At 43.9% G+C, this 17,083-nt stretch carries 15 protein-coding genes; 9 read left to right on the top strand and 6 right to left on the bottom strand.

Going from position 1 to position 17,083, the window contains the following annotated elements; all coding sequences use genetic code 11:
- On the top strand, window positions 1-58 hold a 58-nt coding region (locus tag ACTXGE_RS10315; protein WP_443541323.1), incomplete at its 5' end, for an IS3 family transposase.
- Window positions 59-148: 90 nt separating this feature from the next.
- Here the strand turns inward: ACTXGE_RS10315 and ACTXGE_RS10310 are convergent.
- Together ACTXGE_RS10310 and ACTXGE_RS10305 are read right to left on the bottom strand one after the other, a co-directional pair.
- Window positions 149-2,023, bottom strand: a complete 1,875-nt coding sequence (locus ACTXGE_RS10310) for a SurA N-terminal domain-containing protein (protein WP_443541489.1) — start codon at window positions 2,021-2,023, stop codon at window positions 149-151.
- Window positions 2,024-2,285: 262 nt separating this feature from the next.
- Window positions 2,286-2,558, bottom strand: coding sequence for an HU family DNA-binding protein (locus ACTXGE_RS10305; protein ID WP_317199745.1), 273 nt, complete (start codon window positions 2,556-2,558; stop codon window positions 2,286-2,288).
- A 681-nt stretch (window positions 2,559-3,239) separates the two neighbouring features.
- Between ACTXGE_RS10305 and ACTXGE_RS10300 the strand changes: the two genes are divergently transcribed.
- The 8 genes from ACTXGE_RS10300 to fdx all read left to right on the top strand — a co-directional run bounded on the left by ACTXGE_RS10300 (window position 3,240) and on the right by fdx (window position 10,273).
- Window positions 3,240-3,884 carry a hypothetical protein gene (locus ACTXGE_RS10300; protein WP_443541488.1) on the top strand — a complete coding sequence of 215 codons (645 nt, stop codon included), beginning with the start codon at window positions 3,240-3,242 and terminating at the stop codon, window positions 3,882-3,884.
- A 476-nt stretch (window positions 3,885-4,360) separates the two neighbouring features.
- Window positions 4,361-4,870, top strand: a complete 510-nt coding sequence (locus tag ACTXGE_RS10295) for an Rrf2 family transcriptional regulator (protein WP_317199743.1) — start codon at window positions 4,361-4,363, stop codon at window positions 4,868-4,870.
- A complete protein-coding gene (locus ACTXGE_RS10290) occupies window positions 4,867-6,084 on the top strand; it encodes an IscS subfamily cysteine desulfurase (protein WP_317199742.1) in 1,218 nt (405 codons plus the stop codon). The genes ACTXGE_RS10295 and ACTXGE_RS10290 overlap by 4 nt, the downstream gene beginning before the upstream one ends.
- Window positions 6,085-6,213: 129 nt before the next feature.
- Entirely contained in the window at window positions 6,214-6,618 is a 405-nt protein-coding gene (gene iscU, locus ACTXGE_RS10285; protein WP_317199741.1) for a Fe-S cluster assembly scaffold IscU, read from the top strand.
- Between the two features lie 173 nt (window positions 6,619-6,791).
- Window positions 6,792-7,112: an iron-sulfur cluster assembly protein IscA gene (gene iscA / locus ACTXGE_RS10280; protein WP_317199740.1), complete on the top strand. Its 321-nt coding sequence runs from the start codon at window positions 6,792-6,794 to the stop codon at window positions 7,110-7,112.
- Between the two features lie 124 nt (window positions 7,113-7,236).
- A complete protein-coding gene (hscB, locus tag ACTXGE_RS10275) occupies window positions 7,237-7,836 on the top strand; it encodes a Fe-S protein assembly co-chaperone HscB (RefSeq protein ID WP_435950723.1) in 600 nt (199 codons plus the stop codon).
- Between the two features lie 128 nt (window positions 7,837-7,964).
- Window positions 7,965-9,842, top strand: coding sequence for a Fe-S protein assembly chaperone HscA (hscA, locus tag ACTXGE_RS10270; protein ID WP_443541487.1), 1,878 nt, complete (start codon window positions 7,965-7,967; stop codon window positions 9,840-9,842).
- Window positions 9,843-9,934: 92 nt separating this feature from the next.
- Complete coding sequence (gene fdx / locus ACTXGE_RS10265) at window positions 9,935-10,273, top strand: ISC system 2Fe-2S type ferredoxin (RefSeq protein WP_317199853.1); 339 nt, start codon at window positions 9,935-9,937, stop codon at window positions 10,271-10,273.
- Between the two features lie 62 nt (window positions 10,274-10,335).
- Here the strand turns inward: fdx and ACTXGE_RS10260 are convergent, their stop codons facing one another.
- The 4 genes from ACTXGE_RS10260 to rraA form a co-directional block, all read right to left on the bottom strand.
- Window positions 10,336-11,715, bottom strand: a complete 1,380-nt coding sequence (locus ACTXGE_RS10260) for an adenylate/guanylate cyclase domain-containing protein (RefSeq protein WP_435950720.1) — start codon at window positions 11,713-11,715, stop codon at window positions 10,336-10,338.
- A gap of 315 nt (window positions 11,716-12,030) precedes the next feature.
- Window positions 12,031-12,462 (bottom strand): HIT family protein, encoded by a 432-nt coding sequence (locus tag ACTXGE_RS10255; protein ID WP_317199736.1) that lies wholly within the window; start codon window positions 12,460-12,462, stop codon window positions 12,031-12,033.
- 116 nt (window positions 12,463-12,578) lie between these two features.
- Window positions 12,579-16,289 carry a transcription-repair coupling factor gene (mfd, locus tag ACTXGE_RS10250; protein ID WP_443541486.1) on the bottom strand — a complete coding sequence of 1,237 codons (3,711 nt, stop codon included), beginning with the start codon at window positions 16,287-16,289 and terminating at the stop codon, window positions 12,579-12,581.
- Window positions 16,290-16,533: 244 nt separating this feature from the next.
- Window positions 16,534-17,049, bottom strand: coding sequence for a ribonuclease E activity regulator RraA (rraA, locus tag ACTXGE_RS10245; protein WP_435951025.1), 516 nt, complete (start codon window positions 17,047-17,049; stop codon window positions 16,534-16,536).
- Window positions 17,050-17,083 lie beyond the last annotated feature (34 nt).

Below are 17,083 nucleotides of genomic sequence, written 5' to 3'. Positions count from 1 at the left end.
TCAGCTAAAACTAAAAGGACTAAGCCCTGTACAGTACAGAACTCAGTCCTTGTTATAAACTTAAACCGTCCAAGTTTAGGGGGTCAGTTCATATAGTGGCTTTTTTTTATCTTATATTTGACACTGTAGTGTCAAACTTGCTTGCTAATTAACGCTCTTGAGCACTTGCCATATTGGACTCATTAATCTCAATGCTATATATCAAACGCAGGTAATCTAAGTAGTCTTGCAACTGATCTTGTCCCAAATTATCACGAATAATCCGTGCCGTTTGCGCCTTCTCGCTCGCAGATAGCTGCGATTGCTGCTCAGTTTTGATACGGTCGCCGGCGATAACACTAGCGCCTATCTCAGTTGCACCCGCTACAGCCACGACGCCATTATCATCCGCTTGCTGACTAAAGGCCATACCGCGCTCTTTTTCAGTTAACTGCGTGGTCTGACGATTGACATCACCTAGTGCTTGAAAACTCACCACTTGGTTATTGATATCTGCTAGCGTCTTAATGTTTGCAGCGACTTGCTTAGCTTGCTTAAGTGCCAGCTCAGTGGCTTTTTCTTGACGCAGTAGTTGGGTGATTTGCGGCGTTGCAGCAGCGAGCGACAAGGTTTTAGTCGGGCGATAATTACTTGGCTGCGCCCATACCGTTCCATTACCAACCTCAATACCTGAGGTCACTGCTTGATCTTGAATAGTAAACTCATCAAAAGCGGCTTTGATGACCGCAGGCTGCGCTAATACTGAAGTATTATTGTCCCTGCGGTAGTCTTTTAAACGTTTTAAGGCGACGTTCTCTTGCTGAGCGATATCTTCGATACTAAAGCCATCAGCTGCCAAATCATTAATGGCAGTGACTTTATCAGCATAGATCTCTTGACGCTTATACTCTCTTGCCTTTGCCGTTAGCTCCTCGCGCATACTCTCAAGCGTAGGCACTTGAGGGCCATTATCTTCGGTTATGGTAAATATCTGATAACCAAAACTGGTTTTGACAGGGGGCGTAGTGTCACCAACGCTCAGACCTTCTAGTGCCTGTTCAACCGCTTGGGCGTCACTACCAAATACAGAAGGATTAAAGCTACCAATAGCGCCGCCTGTGGCTCCCGTTGGGTCATCGGATTCTGTTTGCGCCAGTTTTGCAAAGGCCTCACCATTAGCCAAACGCTTTGCAACCTTGTCAGCGCGCGCCTTAGCATTATCACCGCTTATTAGTATCTGACTGATTTGACGCTCATCAACAACCGCCATTTCTTGCTTGTAGCCTTCATACTGCTGCTGCAACTCTTCATCGGTAATGTCAGTGACGTTAATGGTCTGCGGGCTTAATTGAATATAAGCCAAATCAACCATCGCCACACTTTTTAGCGCCTCTTTATTGGCGTTGTAGTAGCCCTCTATATCGCTTTTGGTAAGCTTGACTTGGTCAGCAAAGTCCTGCCAGTTAAAGCGATGCAACCAGATATTGCGCGACTCCAATTGCAAGTCTATTAATTGATTGACCGCTTTCATAGGATAGATGGCTGTACCAACGATACTCGCATTTAATTGATCAAGGCTTAACTGATTACGAAACTCCGCAAACAGTTGATCTTTGGTCATACCGCGCTGACGCAAAAAGTTTGAAAACTGATCGTTTGAGAAGTTACCCTCAGCATCCAAAAAGACGTCTTCTTGGCGCAGTAAACGATTGATAGTATCATCAGACACCGTCATACCAAGCTTGCCAGCTTGCTGCTCTAAAAGCGTACGGTCAATCAGACCGCGCAGTACTTGCTCATGCAAGACATCTTCGTTAAGTAAGCTTGCATCATCTAGCTGATCTAGTATCTCACTGCGACGATTGTTGACCGCCGTTTGATACTCAGACAAGCCCACACTCGCCTCACCCACTTGAGCGATTTGATTGGGATCAACGGAGCCGCCAAAATAGCTTTCGATACCCAAAAGCGCAAGCGGCGATAAGCACAAAATTAATAAAATGCGACCTGGCCAGGTTTTCAAAAAATCGCGCAACTTATCCATAGTTATCTCTGTGTTATGAATGAAGAACCATTGTGATAGGACAAGGACATACTATAGCGAGCAATGGCAAAATAATAGAGGTTAATATAAAAAGGTAATCAATAACGAGCGAATCTGAGCATCATTGTGCTAGTTGAGACCGCGCGCCCTATAATACGTGATTTTTAAGATAGACTCAAAATATTACGCGCTAAAAGGGTTGACCCACAAAAAAAGCACCTATAAAAGGTGCTTAATTAGAACTATTTTATACGCGTAAATCTTAGTTTAAACGCTCTTTTAAGTTTTTACCTGCTTTAAAGCTTGGTACTTTGCTCGCAGGAATCTGTAGCTCATCGCCAGTCTTTGGGTTACGACCTGTACGTGCTTTGCGATCTTTGACACTAAAGGTACCAAAGCCTACTAGTGAGATACTATCACCAGCTTCTAAAGCGCTACCGATGCTTTCCATAACGGCGTTTAGGGCATCACCAGCTTGAGTTTTATTTAGACCACTTTTTTCGGCGATACTATCAATCAATTCTGACTTATTCATAAAAGTTCCTTCAAGTTTAGGGAGTATAATAAAACGCTAACGTCAGGCATTGTATCGCTCTCACTTCGTTTTAGCAACGAACTCATGCTATTTGAGTAGCAATATTATCTGACTTACGTAATAACAGGTTACGCTTTGCTAGCATCTTTATAGCAAGGGTGTTAAACGAGCGCAAGTCATTTTACATTTTTTTGCGCTCTATACTACGTATTAGCCACTTATCATTACGCAAAACGCCTGTATTTGTTTGTTGGCATACAAAAAGCGGCATTTACTTGTAGTTCTACTCGTAGCCTCTCAAACCTAATTTTTACGATAAATCACATCTTTATACTAAAGACTCCTAGTACAAGTGGGCTAAGTTGTAGAAACTTACGTTACTTTTTAAAATAAAAACGGTACTATAAGCGTTGCACAGCATTCAAGAATTACTGCGCGGTACTTATAAATGTGGTACTTATAAATATAGTCTCAATAGCACAGTGCTTATTAATCTTAGCACTTAAGAAACTTAGTACTTATTAAACTTAGTACTTATTAAACTCAATACTTGATAAGCCTAGTACTAAAAAGGCACTGCACTTAGAAAAAACTGTACTTAAAAACAGCAGTACTCAAGACGCATAGCATTCAAGCTGTATTGACTACCCTTAACTCGTTGCCCCAAACTGGACTACTTACATGAAGCGTTCTACTTTATCTCACTCTTTTCTTAATGTCGTTTTGGTTTTTGTCGAGTCATCCCTGACTTTGCTACTACGTTTAGATCCAGAGCTGCGAAAAGCCGCTTATCCGCTAGCTAAGCAAGAGACTGTCGTTTGCCTGCGCTTGTATCTGCCTCATGTTGAAGTCTACGCCACCTTTAGTAGTAAAGGGGTACTACTCGATGCCAATCTTCCTGTAGGACGTACTGAGCCTGATGTTATCATCAATGCTTATAGCGTGCAGGTTATCAACGCTATCACTACTCATGATAGTGCTACTACCGACAAACTACAGATGCGCGGTGAAGCGGTACAAGTCAAACTGGTCAAACAGTTTATTATGCAACTGGGGCTTGGTAGCTTGATTCAAAGCCTGATCAAGAAATTTAAAGGCGATAAGAGTAAATCGAAGCCAAACGAGACAGAGCTTGATAAAAAAAGAGACGATTACAAGTTACGTATCAAAGAGCAGCAGACGCAAATTAATACTTTAACGATTAAAAATCGTGAGCTTGAAACGACCGCAAAAGAGCTACAGAGTAAGCAAAAGACACTGACGATTGCCACTGTTATTGCTGCTATTATCGCTGTCATCTCGCTTATCGCTTTGTTTATGAGTTAATGTATAAAACTCAGAGCCGATAATGTGTTGCTTGTCATGTCACTGTTTTGATGTCATTGTTTGCAACCTCACTACCCTGTTCTTTATCTTATAGTTATTATTTGCTACAGGCGCCTGCAAGCACATCACATAAAAGGTATCTAATTTTTAGATACCTTTTTTTGCTATAAGGTCTTTAATAGGCATCATTTTTAACACGCGCTATTGGTGCTAGCTTTGCAGATATTTAGACTTAATAGGTATCATTGTTTTTTTAAATAGCAATGATAAATACAATTAACGCATTAACCACATTTCAATCTTGACTAAATTAGTCGGGATTAAGTATAATAGCTTTACCGTCACCAACCTATAGCTTGTTGCTGTGGTTAGATGGCGGCGATATATCTTAGATGATAGCGCTTAGGAGCAAACATGGCGTAATAGGTTTAAGACTATGAATAAATTTTGACAACGACATGGATTGGAGATGACTTATGCGTTTGACTACTCGAGGCAGATACGCGGTAACTGCGCTATTAGATTTGGCATTACAGGCCAGTCAACAGGACAGCGCAGTATCTTTATCAGATATTGCCAAGCGTCAATCTATCTCCATCTCCTACCTTGAGCAGTTGTTCTCCAAACTTCGTAAGCAAGGTCTTGTAACGAGTATACGCGGCGCATCAGGAGGTTATTATCTAGCCAAACCGCTTGATGAGATTGATGTCATGAGCATTATATCAGCAGTCGATGAGTCCGTAAATGCTATGCAATGTGAGGGACGCGGCGACTGCCAAGGCGGTAGCATGTGTCTTACTCATGACCTATGGTGCGCTTTATCTAACCATATTGAGCAGTACTTGAAAAATATAACTTTAGCGCAATTATTAGACATGAAGAACGTAAAATCAGTATCAGAGCGTCAGAACAACGCAAGCAATGACAACATTATACAAGATATCAATACTATTACTTTATCGATTAGCGAGGCCAATCCAGCATGAATCAACTTATCTATTTAGACTACGCTGCTACAACGCCAGTTGCCAGACCTGTGGCCACCAAAATGAGTGAATACCTCACTGTCGACGGTGTCTTTGGTAACCCAGCATCACGCTCGCACGGCTATGGTTGGCAGGCTGAGGAAGCTGTTGAGACTGCTCGTAGCCAAGTTGCTGAAGTCATTAACGCTGATCCGCGTGAGATTGTCTTTACCTCAGGTGCTACAGAATCTGATAACTTAGCCATTAAAGGTGTTGCTCATTTTTATCATTCTCGTGGTAAGCACATTATCACTAGTAAGATTGAGCACAAAGCGGTCCTCGATACTTGCCGTGAGCTTGAGCAAGAAGGCTTTGAGATTACTTATCTTGAGCCGCAAAAAAGCACTGGCCTTATCTTGCCAGAGCAAGTTAAAGAAGCGCTACGTGATGATACTATCTTGGTCTCTTTGATGGTGGTAAACAACGAGCTTGGCACCGTTACTGATATCGACGCTATTGGCGAGATTACACGCGCAGCTGGCGTTATTTTCCATGTCGATGCCGCCCAAGCTATTGGTAAAGTCAAGATTGACGCGCAAGCGACTAAGTTTGACCTTATGAGCTTTTCAGGCCACAAAGCTTATGGCCCCAAAGGTATCGGCGCTTTGTTTGTACGCCGTAAGCCTCGTATTCGTCTAAAAGCAGAACAGCACGGCGGTGGTCATGAGCGCGGTATGCGTTCAGGTACCTTACCGACGCATCAGATCGTAGGTTTAGGTGCAGCCTTTAGCTTAGCTGAAGAAAAACGTGAAGAAGATCGCGCTCATGCCGCCCATCTGCGTCAAAAGCTATGGGATGGCTTGCAAGATATCGAAGAGATTTATCTCAACGGCGACCTAGAGCATAGCGTTCCTAATATTGTCAATATTAGCTTTAACTTTGTTGAAGGCGAGTCGCTTATGATGTCGCTTAAAGACTTAGCCGTCTCATCAGGTTCAGCCTGTACTTCAGCAACCCTTGAGCCTTCATATGTTCTACGCGCTATCGGTCGCCCTGATGAGCTTGCTCACAGCTCAATCCGTTTTAGCTTTGGTCGTTATACCACCGAAGAGGACATCGATAGAGTGATTAAGCAAATGCACGAAGCCGTTGATAAACTACGCGCCCTATCGCCACTTTGGGATATGTATCAAGAAGGCGTTGATTTGGATTCGGTCGAATGGGCTGAGCATTAATCTTAAAAACATTATTAAATTATAAATACACACGTTACGTTTGACCCCAATTATCGATGAGTCAGTTGCTTTTTAGAATTAGCTTGAAGTTAATAAATACTTACTCATCATCTAACCAGGAGAAAACTCATGGCCTATAGCGACCAAGTTATTGATCATTACGAAAACCCACGCAACGTCGGCAATTTAGACAAAGACGCCAAAAATGTTGGTACTGGCATGGTTGGTGCTCCAGCTTGTGGTGATGTTATGCGCTTGCAAATTCAAGTTGATGATAATGGTATCATTGAAGATGCGCGTTTTAAAACTTACGGCTGCGGTTCAGCAATTGCTTCAAGCTCGCTCGTCACCGAGTGGCTCAAGGGCAAAAGCCTTGATCAAGCAGGCGAGATCAAAAACAATGATATCGCACAAGAGCTTGCTCTACCGCCTGTAAAAGTGCATTGCTCAGTACTTGCTGAAGACGCTATCAAAGCGGCAATCAGCGACTATAAAGGTAAGCATGGCGCGGCTACTGAAGAAGTAGCCAGCTAGGTTGTTGATCCTTCATTGTAGACATAATCGTATTTCAGCATTTGAGTAGCCCAGATGCCACTCAAGTTGCAAGTAAAAAAGGTGACAATTACGCTTATGCCATTGTCACCTTTTACTTTATATCAAAAGATAGTTTGTGTACTACCGATTACTAACTGTTAATAGGAGTTGTCATGATAGAGATGACAGAACGCGCTGCCAAACATGTTCGGGATTTTTTGGATAATCGCGGCAAGGGTGAAGGCATTCGAGTCGGTATTCGTACGGCGGGCTGCTCAGGCTTGGCCTATGTTTTGGAATTTGTCGATACTCCAGATGAGAACGACACACGTTATGAAAGCCTTGGCGTGAGTATTTTTATTGATCCAAAAAGTCTCGTTTATTTAGATGGCTTACTTATGGACTACGAAAAAGAAGGCCTAAATGAGGGTTTTAAATTTAGTAATCCCAACCAAAAAGGCGAATGCGGCTGCGGTGAGTCCTTTACGGTTTAAAATGGCTTAATATTAATATAACTGTGACTGCATCTTTTTTGTAGCCGTATACATGTTGGACCTTTATATAATAAAACTTACTATTAAAAAATAGAAATCAAAAACTAGAAATTAGGCATCCTGTATGACAGATAGCACTAAAGAGACCAGTATAAAAATTAGTGAAGAAGTAAGGTTTGATACCTTTTTTGCTTTATTTGAGCAGCCAGTTACCTTTAACATTGCACAAGAGGACTTAGATCAGCGTTTGCGAGTGCTGCAAAAACGTTATCATCCTGACAATGCAGATAAAGATAATGCTAGCGACGCCAAGCGACATTCAGAGCGTACTTCAGCGCTTATCAATCAAGCCTACCAAACTTTGAGTATGGCAGATAGCCGCGCAAGCTACTTACTTGATATACAAGGTCAAGCGATTACCCTTGAGCAATCTATTGCAGATTTGGACTTTTTAGATGATGCTATGGATTTGCGCATTAATCTGGACGACGCTATAGAATCTAATAATCAAGCGGCGTTACAACAGATGCATCCACAAATCACTCAACGCATAGCGGTGCAGTCTGAGAGGTTCAGTGGTGCTTATGAGCAGCAAAACTGGGAACAGGCAATTGATGCCACACAAAAACTTAAGTTTTTGGTGAAACTAGAAGCAGACGTCAAATCTGGCCTGGATGCTGTCGCTAGCAGTGCTCAATCTGACGATGATGATCTATACGTATAGTACGTTTTGGTTTGATATCATTATTTAAATACTATTATTCCTATTAAGTTAGCAGTCATAATCCCGTATAATCTAGCGCACCTATTCGCCTTTCATTTATTCATTTTATATTAGATCTGAGTTGTCCTATGTCTTTAATGCAAATCGCCGAACCCAATCAAAGCGCTCAACCACACCAGCATCGTTTCGGTATTGGTATAGATTTGGGGACGACGCGATCTTTAGTCGCTGTTGTACGCTCAGGTAAGGCGCAAGTATTGGAGGCAAGCGATAGCGTGGATAATTTACTGCCTTCTGTTGTCTATTATCCCGCTGATGGCGCGCCGCAAGTTGGCACGCAAGCACTAGCACATCTAGCAGATGATCCTCAAAATACGATAATCTCCGCCAAACGCTTTATGGGTCGTAGTCAAGCCGACATCAAATTCTCACATCCTTATAAACTAACAGGTCAAGCGGATGCGATGCCAGCTTTTGTTACTGCTCAAGGCGAGGTGTCCCCTGTTGAGGTCTCAGCGCGTATTTTGATGGCGCTTGAGAAGCGTGCTAACAGCGCACTGCCTATCGATAGTATTGAAGGCGCAGTCATCACTGTACCCGCCTACTTTGATGAAGCGCAGCGTCAAGCAACTAAGGATGCTGCGCAGGCTGCTGGTATTAATGTGCTTAGACTACTTAATGAACCAACAGCTGCTGCAGTTGCTTACGGCTTAGATGAGCCCACCCAAGACAATACAGCGCGCTATTATCTTATCTATGATTTAGGCGGCGGCACCTTTGATGTTTCTATCTTAAAGCTCACTGATGGTGTGTTTGAAGTACTGGCGACTGGTGGTAATAGTGCCCTTGGTGGCGACGATATTGATCGTCTATTGACCAATTGGCTTATCAAACAGATGAATATTCTGTCCGCTGATGTTAGCTTGCATGATAAATCTATACTCGCGCAAGAGGCCAAAGCGTACAAACAGCTACTGAGCGCACAAGAGCAAGTTGATATCTCACTTTCTATTAATGGTCAGTCCTTTGATGGCGTATTGACACGCGGCGATCTATTAGCTATCGCTGATCCAGTTAACCGCCGTACGCTCAGCGTTTGCGAGCAGGTATTACGTGATGCCAAATTGACCATTCAAGACCTTGATGAGGTAATATTGGTCGGTGGCTCTACTCGCATGCCAGCGGTACAGCAAGTCGTTGCTAAGTTTTTTGATACAGAGCCTCTATCTAGTCTCAATCCTGATGAGGTCGTCGCGTTGGGCGCGGCGCAAACCGCGCATCAACTGGTCAATGGTAATAGCGATAACAATCTACTATTGCTCGATGTCACGCCGCTCTCATTAGGCCTTGAAACCATGGGCGGCTTGGTTGAAGTATTGATACCACGCAATACCCCTATTCCTGTCAAAAAACGTCAAGTATTTACCACTTATCAAGATGGTCAAAACGGCATGGTGATCCATGTGGTCCAAGGTGAGCGTGAAACGGTTGACAACTGCCGCTCGCTGGGTCGTTTTGAGCTGTATGGTATCCCGCCTATGAAAGCAGGTTTTGCACGTATTGAGGTGACCTTTAGTATCGATGCTAATGGTCAGCTTACGGTAAGTGCACAAGAGACTACGACCAAGACTGAGAGTCAGATTGAGATCAAACCGACTTATGGGCTCTCAGATGAGCAAAAAGAGCAGCTATTGACCGCAGGCTTCAAGCATGCTGAAGAAGACAAACAAGCGCGCTCAATGATAGAGACTAAAGTTGAAGCTGAGCGTGAACTGTTAGCACTGCAATCAGCGCTCAATGAGTTCGCAGCCTTGTTGACAGCTGAGGCCCAAGAGCAACTTGCAACTCATATGCAAGCTTTGCAAACAGCGCTTACGAGCACTGATTTGACAGATATAGAAGCTAAGCAGGCGGCTCTTAAACCGCATAGTGATGCTTTTGCCGCTCTTATCATGAACCAGAGTGTCAAAACCAGTATGGCAGGAACCAGCGCTCAGGACTGGTAATAGCGGTACACGTAAAATTTTTAGTAGTATTAATGCAAATTAATTCTTTGAATACCAATCCTTTGAACACCTTAGTAGCGGATATCCATGTTATGCCAAAAATTACAGTACTTCCCCATTTTGAAACTTGCCCAGAAGGCGCTGAAGTTGAGCTCAAAACTGGCGACAACTTATGTAAAGCGCTTTTAGAAAAAGGCATCAAAATTGAGCATGCTTGCGAGATGTCAAAAGCCTGTACAACCTGTCATGTGGTAGTACGTAAAGGTTTTGATAGTTTGGATGAGATGGATGATATCGAGGCGGACTTATTAGATCGCGCTTGGGGACTTGAGCCTGACTCACGCCTATCTTGTCAGGTAATGCTAGAGGATGAAGATCTAACGATTGAGATTCCCAAATACACGCTCAACCATGCCAAAGAAAATCACTGATGTGTATAAGCATCCTGTCAAACAACAAAGCCAGTTATAACTTCTAACTGGCTTTTTTTGGTTTAAGATTTAGGGTTTTTTTCCTCTTCTTGAATACGCTCAAGCGCTAGTCTTAAACGGCGTCTAATATCCTTGTAATCATCGTCTTTAATATCTTTAAAGTTTAAATGCAGATTAAATCCTGGCAACGTATGATCGACCCATTTGGACAAACGACCATTATTAACATCAGGGTCTAGTACTTGCCATGCACTCACCTTGTCATCAAAACCTTTTAAATCATAGTCACCTGCAAACTGGCACTCATAGTCATGACAGATATAGTCATAAGTGTTTTGACTGATTAAAATCTCGCCTTTATTCGCGCTAAGCTCGAGCCTTGAGGCTAAGTTGGCCTCTTTGCCTATTAAAGTGTAACTCAAGCGGCTACTACTGCCAAAGTTACCCACATGACAGTAGCCTGTTGTGATACCAATACGTATATCAAGGCCATCAAACCCCATCAAGCGCCACCTTTGCCGCAGCGAGCGCATCTCGCGGCGCATATCTACTGCCATCGCTACGCAGTCCAAAGCATCTTGGCGCGTGCCGCGGCTATCAGGCTCACCAAAGAAGCACACCATACCATCGCCGATAAACTTATCAAGTACCGCGCCATGTTTGCTTGCAATGAGCGTCATGCAATGCATATAGGTATTTAAGATATCTGCTAGATTGTCAGCGCTTAGACTGTCTGACAATTCAGTGAATCCTGCAATGTCAGAGAACATGATAGATAGCTTGACGCGCTTGTTTGAAACGCTAACGGGACTATCTGTTTTTACAATAGGTTGCCAGATTTGCGGCGGTACAAAACGGGTGAGTTTATTAATCACTGAGACCATAGTGGTCAGTCGTTTGCTAGACTGATTGACATCGGTTTCAAACTTTACATACTGCTGATAAATGTGTCGAAACTGAAAAAGTATGGTTATGATGCTCACCAATAGTATCACAGGAGGCAACCAGCTTCTGGCACAATCCATACCAGCGCCATTCAATATCACGCTGACATAATAAAAAATGACAATGGTGACAATAGATACCATAGCAAGCTTAAGCTGATTGTCAGCTTGACTCACTATAATACGTGCACCAATGAGTAAGGCTAAACTTAACGAGATGATAGTACAGAGCTGAACAGAACCTATGACCACTGAGAGTAAAATGACCGTAAGATTAGAGGTCCAAAAACTAGTTTGGCGTCGATAGTTATAGATAACAATCAATAAAGTGGGCAGGCTGACCACTACGAGTAATGCCATAGAGGTCGGACTAAATTCAAAGTACAAAGCAATGAGCGCGACACTAAGTAATAGGACAAACAATTCTGGATAATCAAACTGATAGATACCGTCATCTTTTGCTAAAGTTGGCGGTCTTAACACATCCAAGATTGCCATAATCATCGCCTATTTTAAACTCATCAAGAATAGATTCAGCACTTTGCTTAGTTCTTAACAATAATCAGAACGCTTTTTGTAAAAAACTAAGCAAAGCCCTTCATTATAAGAGAATAGTTATGCAAAAGGTATACCATTAATCATCAAAAAACCTCCAATCATTACCTGATACAGAGATTATCTGTATAAATAACAAAAGGAGGCTGCTTAATTCTTTCAAACTATCAAATACTTAATGCTTAATGCTTGGTACTTGGTGTTTGATACTTAATGTTTAGTACTTAGTGTTTAATACTGAGTCGTCAAAGCTAAAATCTACATTTGCCAATCAAAAGGCATCTGATGATGACCACGTAGCGCCATCATCAAAGTCTGCTGCATCTGCGACATAACCTCGTTAGTATAAGGAACCGCAGGTACACCCCACACAGGATTTGGCCACTGCATATCGTTTTGATAGCGCACAATATGATGAAAATGTAGCTGCGGAACTTGATTGCCAAGTGCCGCTACATTCATTTTGTCCGCCTGAAAGGTCTTTGCCAGCTGACTAGATAACCAACTGGACTCACGCAAAAACTGCGCTTGGTCAGCATCAGATAGCTCATACAATTCTTTGATACCCGTCACTCGCGGCACCAAAATGAGCCAAGGAAATTGGCAGTCGTTGATTAGACGGCATGTTGACAATGGAAAATCGCCTACCAAAAAACTATCAGCAGCAAGCTTAGGATGCAGTTGGAACATAAGGACGGTTTCTCTCAATTAAAAAGCAAAATACAATCTAGCTATTTTATCAGGTATCCTGTCGATAAAATAGCCGTACGGGCGAGCAATTTGACTAGGCCTTATTTGCTCAGTCATTATGCAGCGTCAGCGACTAGATGCTCGCTGAAGTACTGAAGCAGCTCTTGTACCGCTGTTACGCGCTGCTGCGGCGTTTCAAGCTTATCGGCATTTTGATAGCGAATGCCAGAGGCACCATTCATACGGTAGTGCTTGTTATTGGACTGGATCAGTTTGATAATCGCCAGCGCATCGACTGGCGTATCTGGCGCAAAATCCAATGTCATACTGCTAGTGCTCGCATCGATTTTATTGATCATCAGCGGCTCAGCTTGTATGCGTAGTCTATGAACCGCAAACAGCTGCTTGGTTTGATCTGGCAAAACACCAAAACGATCTATCATCTCGGTACGGATATCAGTCAAGGCATCCTTGTCATCGGCGTTGCTAATACGCTTATAAAACAACAAGCGCTGATGCACATCATGTAAGTATTCTTCTGGTATCAGCGCTGAGGCGTGCAGATTAATCTCACTGGTCAAGGACAGCGGCGTGCTCAAATCGGGCTCTTTGCCCGCTTTAATGGCTTTGGTCGCGCGCTCTAGCATATCCATGTAGAGGCTAAATCCTATGGCTTGCATATTACCGCTTTGCTGCTTGCCAAGTATCTCGCCTGCTCCTCGAATCTCCAAATCTTCGCTGGCAAGCATAAAGCCTGCCCCCAAAGTATTAGCGCGCTCAATAGCATGTAGGCGGCGTTTAGCATCGCCTTTAAGACCCTTTATAGAAGGGACTAGCAAATAACAGTAAGCTTGATGATGGCTACGACCGACGCGGCCACGCAATTGGTGCAGCTGCGCTAAACCAAACTTATCCGCGCGCTCAATGATAATAGTGTTGGCATTAGGCACATCAATGCCAGTTTCGATAATAGTTGAGCAGATTAATACGTTAAACTTTTTGTGATAAAACTGCTGCATGACCTGCTCAAGTTGACGCTCTTGCATCTGACCATGGGCGACGCCCACGCGTGCCTCTGGCACCAGCTCACGTACGGTCTCAGCCATACGCTCGATACTTGCCACGTCATTATGCAGCAGATATACTTGCCCGCCGCGCAGTAGTTCACGCAAAATGGCCTCTTTCATTAGCGAGTCAGTCTTTTGCATGACAAAGGTTTTAATCGCTAGCCTTCGTGCAGGCGGCGTGGCGATAATTGACATATCGCGCATACCTGAGAGCGCCATATTAAGCGTACGAGGAATAGGCGTGGCGGTCATCGACATACTATCGACATCAGTCTGAATGGCTTTGATACGCTCCTTATGGCGCACGCCAAAGCGGTGCTCTTCATCGACGATCATTAGACCTAAATTTGAGAACTTAACATCAGGTTGCAACAATTTGTGCGTACCGATGACAATATCAACTTTGCCCGCGGCCAGATCAGCGAGTACCGTGTCTTGATGTTTTTTGCCGCCAAAACGTGAGAGCGTCTCTATGCGCACCGGCCAATCAGCGAAGCGATCACGGAAATTATCCTCATGCTGACCTGCCAGCAGTGTCGTTGGTACTAAAACAGCCACCTGATAGCCTGCACTAACCGCAATGAAGGCTGCGCGCATAGCGACTTCAGTCTTACCAAAACCAACGTCGCCGCAGATGAGACGATCCATAGGCTGATTTTGTCTCATATCTTCCATAACGGCGTGAATAGCATTGGCCTGATCAGGCGTCTCCTCAAAAGCGAACTGACTGGCAAACAGCTCATACTGTGAGGGATCTATCTTGAAGTGAATTCCAACTTTGGCCTCGCGGCGAGCTTGCATATTAAGTAGCTCAGCTGCCACGTCATGAATCTGCTCAAGCGCTTTTTGTTTGGCACGATCCCATTTGCCACTGCCGATCTTGTGCAAAGGCGCAAGCGCAGGATCGCCACCACTATAGCGGTTGATCATTTGTAAGTTAGCTACAGGCACATAGATACTGGCATCATCAGCATATTTTAGATGAATAAACTCTTGCTCGCCGTCACCAACGTCCAGTGTAATTAAGCCGTTGTAGCGACCAATACCATGCTCGATATGGACAACCGGACTACCTTCAGTGATTTCAGTGACGCTCTTAACCAAAAACTCTTCTGATACGCCGCTTTGTCTGCGGCGACGAGTTTGTAGCACTTGTCTACCAAACAGTTGCGTCTCACTGATCAGTACCAATCGCTCAGGCACATAAACGCCGCGTTCAATAGGCGCAACCGTCAGCCCAACTTGCGGGCGTACGCCCTTGTTTGAGGTATCGCTTAGCGTATCTGCTGCCAAAAAATCTGCAAAGCTGTCATAGGCTTTGATATCGATCTTGCCTTTGAACAGCTCGATTAAAATTTCACGACGACCTGCGGTCTCAGCGACAATAAGCACTGGCGTATTGGTTTGTATTTGCAAGTCTAAGAACGCTAATAGCTCCGCTAAAGGCTCAGCCTTTTGATGATTGACAGGTAATTGCGGCGGTACTTGGGCGCTCAAGGTAGTAACGCCTTTTTGTTTGGTAGGTAATTGATCTGATCGAGTATCGCTACCATTAGTATTATTTATCGCGCTATTACTCGATGTTGCCAGCTCATCCCGAGCGCTCATAATCACTCTAGGGTAGTGATTGAGATGCTCGTTTAATGCATTAGATAACAAATATAGCAGCTCAGGCGCTACGATTGGCTTGTCGATATCATGACGACGCTCCTCATAACGACGCTGAATCTGTGACCAGTAATCTGCTTGCTTCTCGTTAATGAACTCATCAGTAATAAACAGAGCGTCTTTTGGAAAGTAAGAAAATAAACTACTTTGCTCTTGCCAGTCTTTTATATCAAAAAATAGCGGCTGATAATATTCTAGTCCACTACTAGCAATACCTGCCATTACGTCTTTGTGTAGCTCAAACTTACGGCTGCTAGTGTTTGGGAACATTGCGGCAAAATTAGTACGAAAAGTCTCGCGACCTTCATCGAGCGGAAACTCTTTTGCAGGGAGTATTTGAAACTGGGTAATAGGTTTTGAGATATCTGGCAACTTGTGCAGCAGCGATAACGACTCTTGAGCCATACTAGTATCGTTGCCGCTAATCATAGCTTTGAGATCATCAGGCGTCAGCGTGCGCTGGGTTTGTGGATGGAAAAAGCGAATGGTCTCAATCTCATCATCGAACAGATCAAGGCGTAGTGGGAATGGCTGCCCCATAGCAAAGATATCTATGATGCTGCCGCGTACCGCAAACTCACCTGGCTCAAAGACATTATCGACCGCGCGGTAGCCAGCTTTAGCTAATAGTTCACGCTGAGTGTTGATATCGAACTGATCACCAACGCTAAGATCAAAATGCTGACCGATAAGCCAGCTTGGCGGCGCTACTCGGTGCATCAACGCCTGTACGGATATTAGCAGCACCCCTGATGTCGGCATATCTGTTAATAAATTGATGCGCTCACTGACGATATCTTGATGCGGCGATAGCTCATCATAGGTTAGCGTCTCCCAGTCAGGAAATACGTAAGCATCAACGCCGCAAAATGCCAGCTCAGTTTCTATCTGATTGAGCTGGTTTTGGTCGCGCGTCACCACGACCTTTAATCGATCTGTCAGCTCCCATAGCTCTGATGTTACAAGACTTGCCAGCCACAAGCTACCGACAGCACCATAAGTTGGCGCAAGCCAGCGCTTTTGAGCATTATCGATAGGAAATAGGTGTTGATTAATAGGAGCAAACGCGTCAGTCAAAGCAGTGATAGGCATAGCAGATGAGATCAAGGTTAGGAGTCAGAAGACCATTATACGAATATTTTGCTCATTGACCAAAATGTATGCCGTAACGGTTTGTCACTAAGTTTATCACTCAGACAGTTAGTCAGTGCTCGTTACGCATTAGATCTTATAATACGACTCTAAATGCTGTCTTAGTACAAGCAAAAACCCCAGCGAATAAGCTGGGGCTAAAAACAGAGACTGACAAAATGTAAAAACTAGTATTTTATACGTATCAAATGAGCGGCTTGTCACTAGCGATAATGCCATTGTTGTCAGCGTAGACATACATACCAGAGTTAAGGGTCAAATCACCAAAGCGAATCTCTATATCGGTTTGACCTTCATCACGGCGTGTGGATTTGCGTGGTATGCAGCCGAGCGCCATCACCCCTATCTCCATCTGCGCCATATCATCGACATCACGGACGCAGCCGTAGACCACAACCCCAGCCCAGCCATTATCAATAGCAGATTGTGCAATCATGTCTCCTAGCAGAGCGCAGCGCATAGACCCGCCACCATCAACGACAAGTACTTTACCTTCGCCGTTTTTATCCTTGCCATCACTATTAAGGAGCGCCTTAACGCGGCTATTATCCTCAAAGCACTTAACGGTCACTATTTCACCGCAAAACTTGTCTTTGCCGCCAAAACTATAAAAAGATTTGCCTTCGATATTAGGCAGACAAACTTGCGACTCAGGATTGGCATCTAATAGATCACAGGTGACAAAATCCTCTTTGGTCATAGCTTGAGACTCTGACATGATAAAACTCCTTTTA

The sequence above is a fragment of the Psychrobacter sp. T6-4 genome (assembly GCF_052258425.1).
In the GTDB taxonomy this organism is placed as follows: Bacteria; Pseudomonadota; Gammaproteobacteria; order Pseudomonadales; family Moraxellaceae; genus Psychrobacter.
This window is presented reverse-complemented; position numbering and strand designations above follow the sequence as displayed.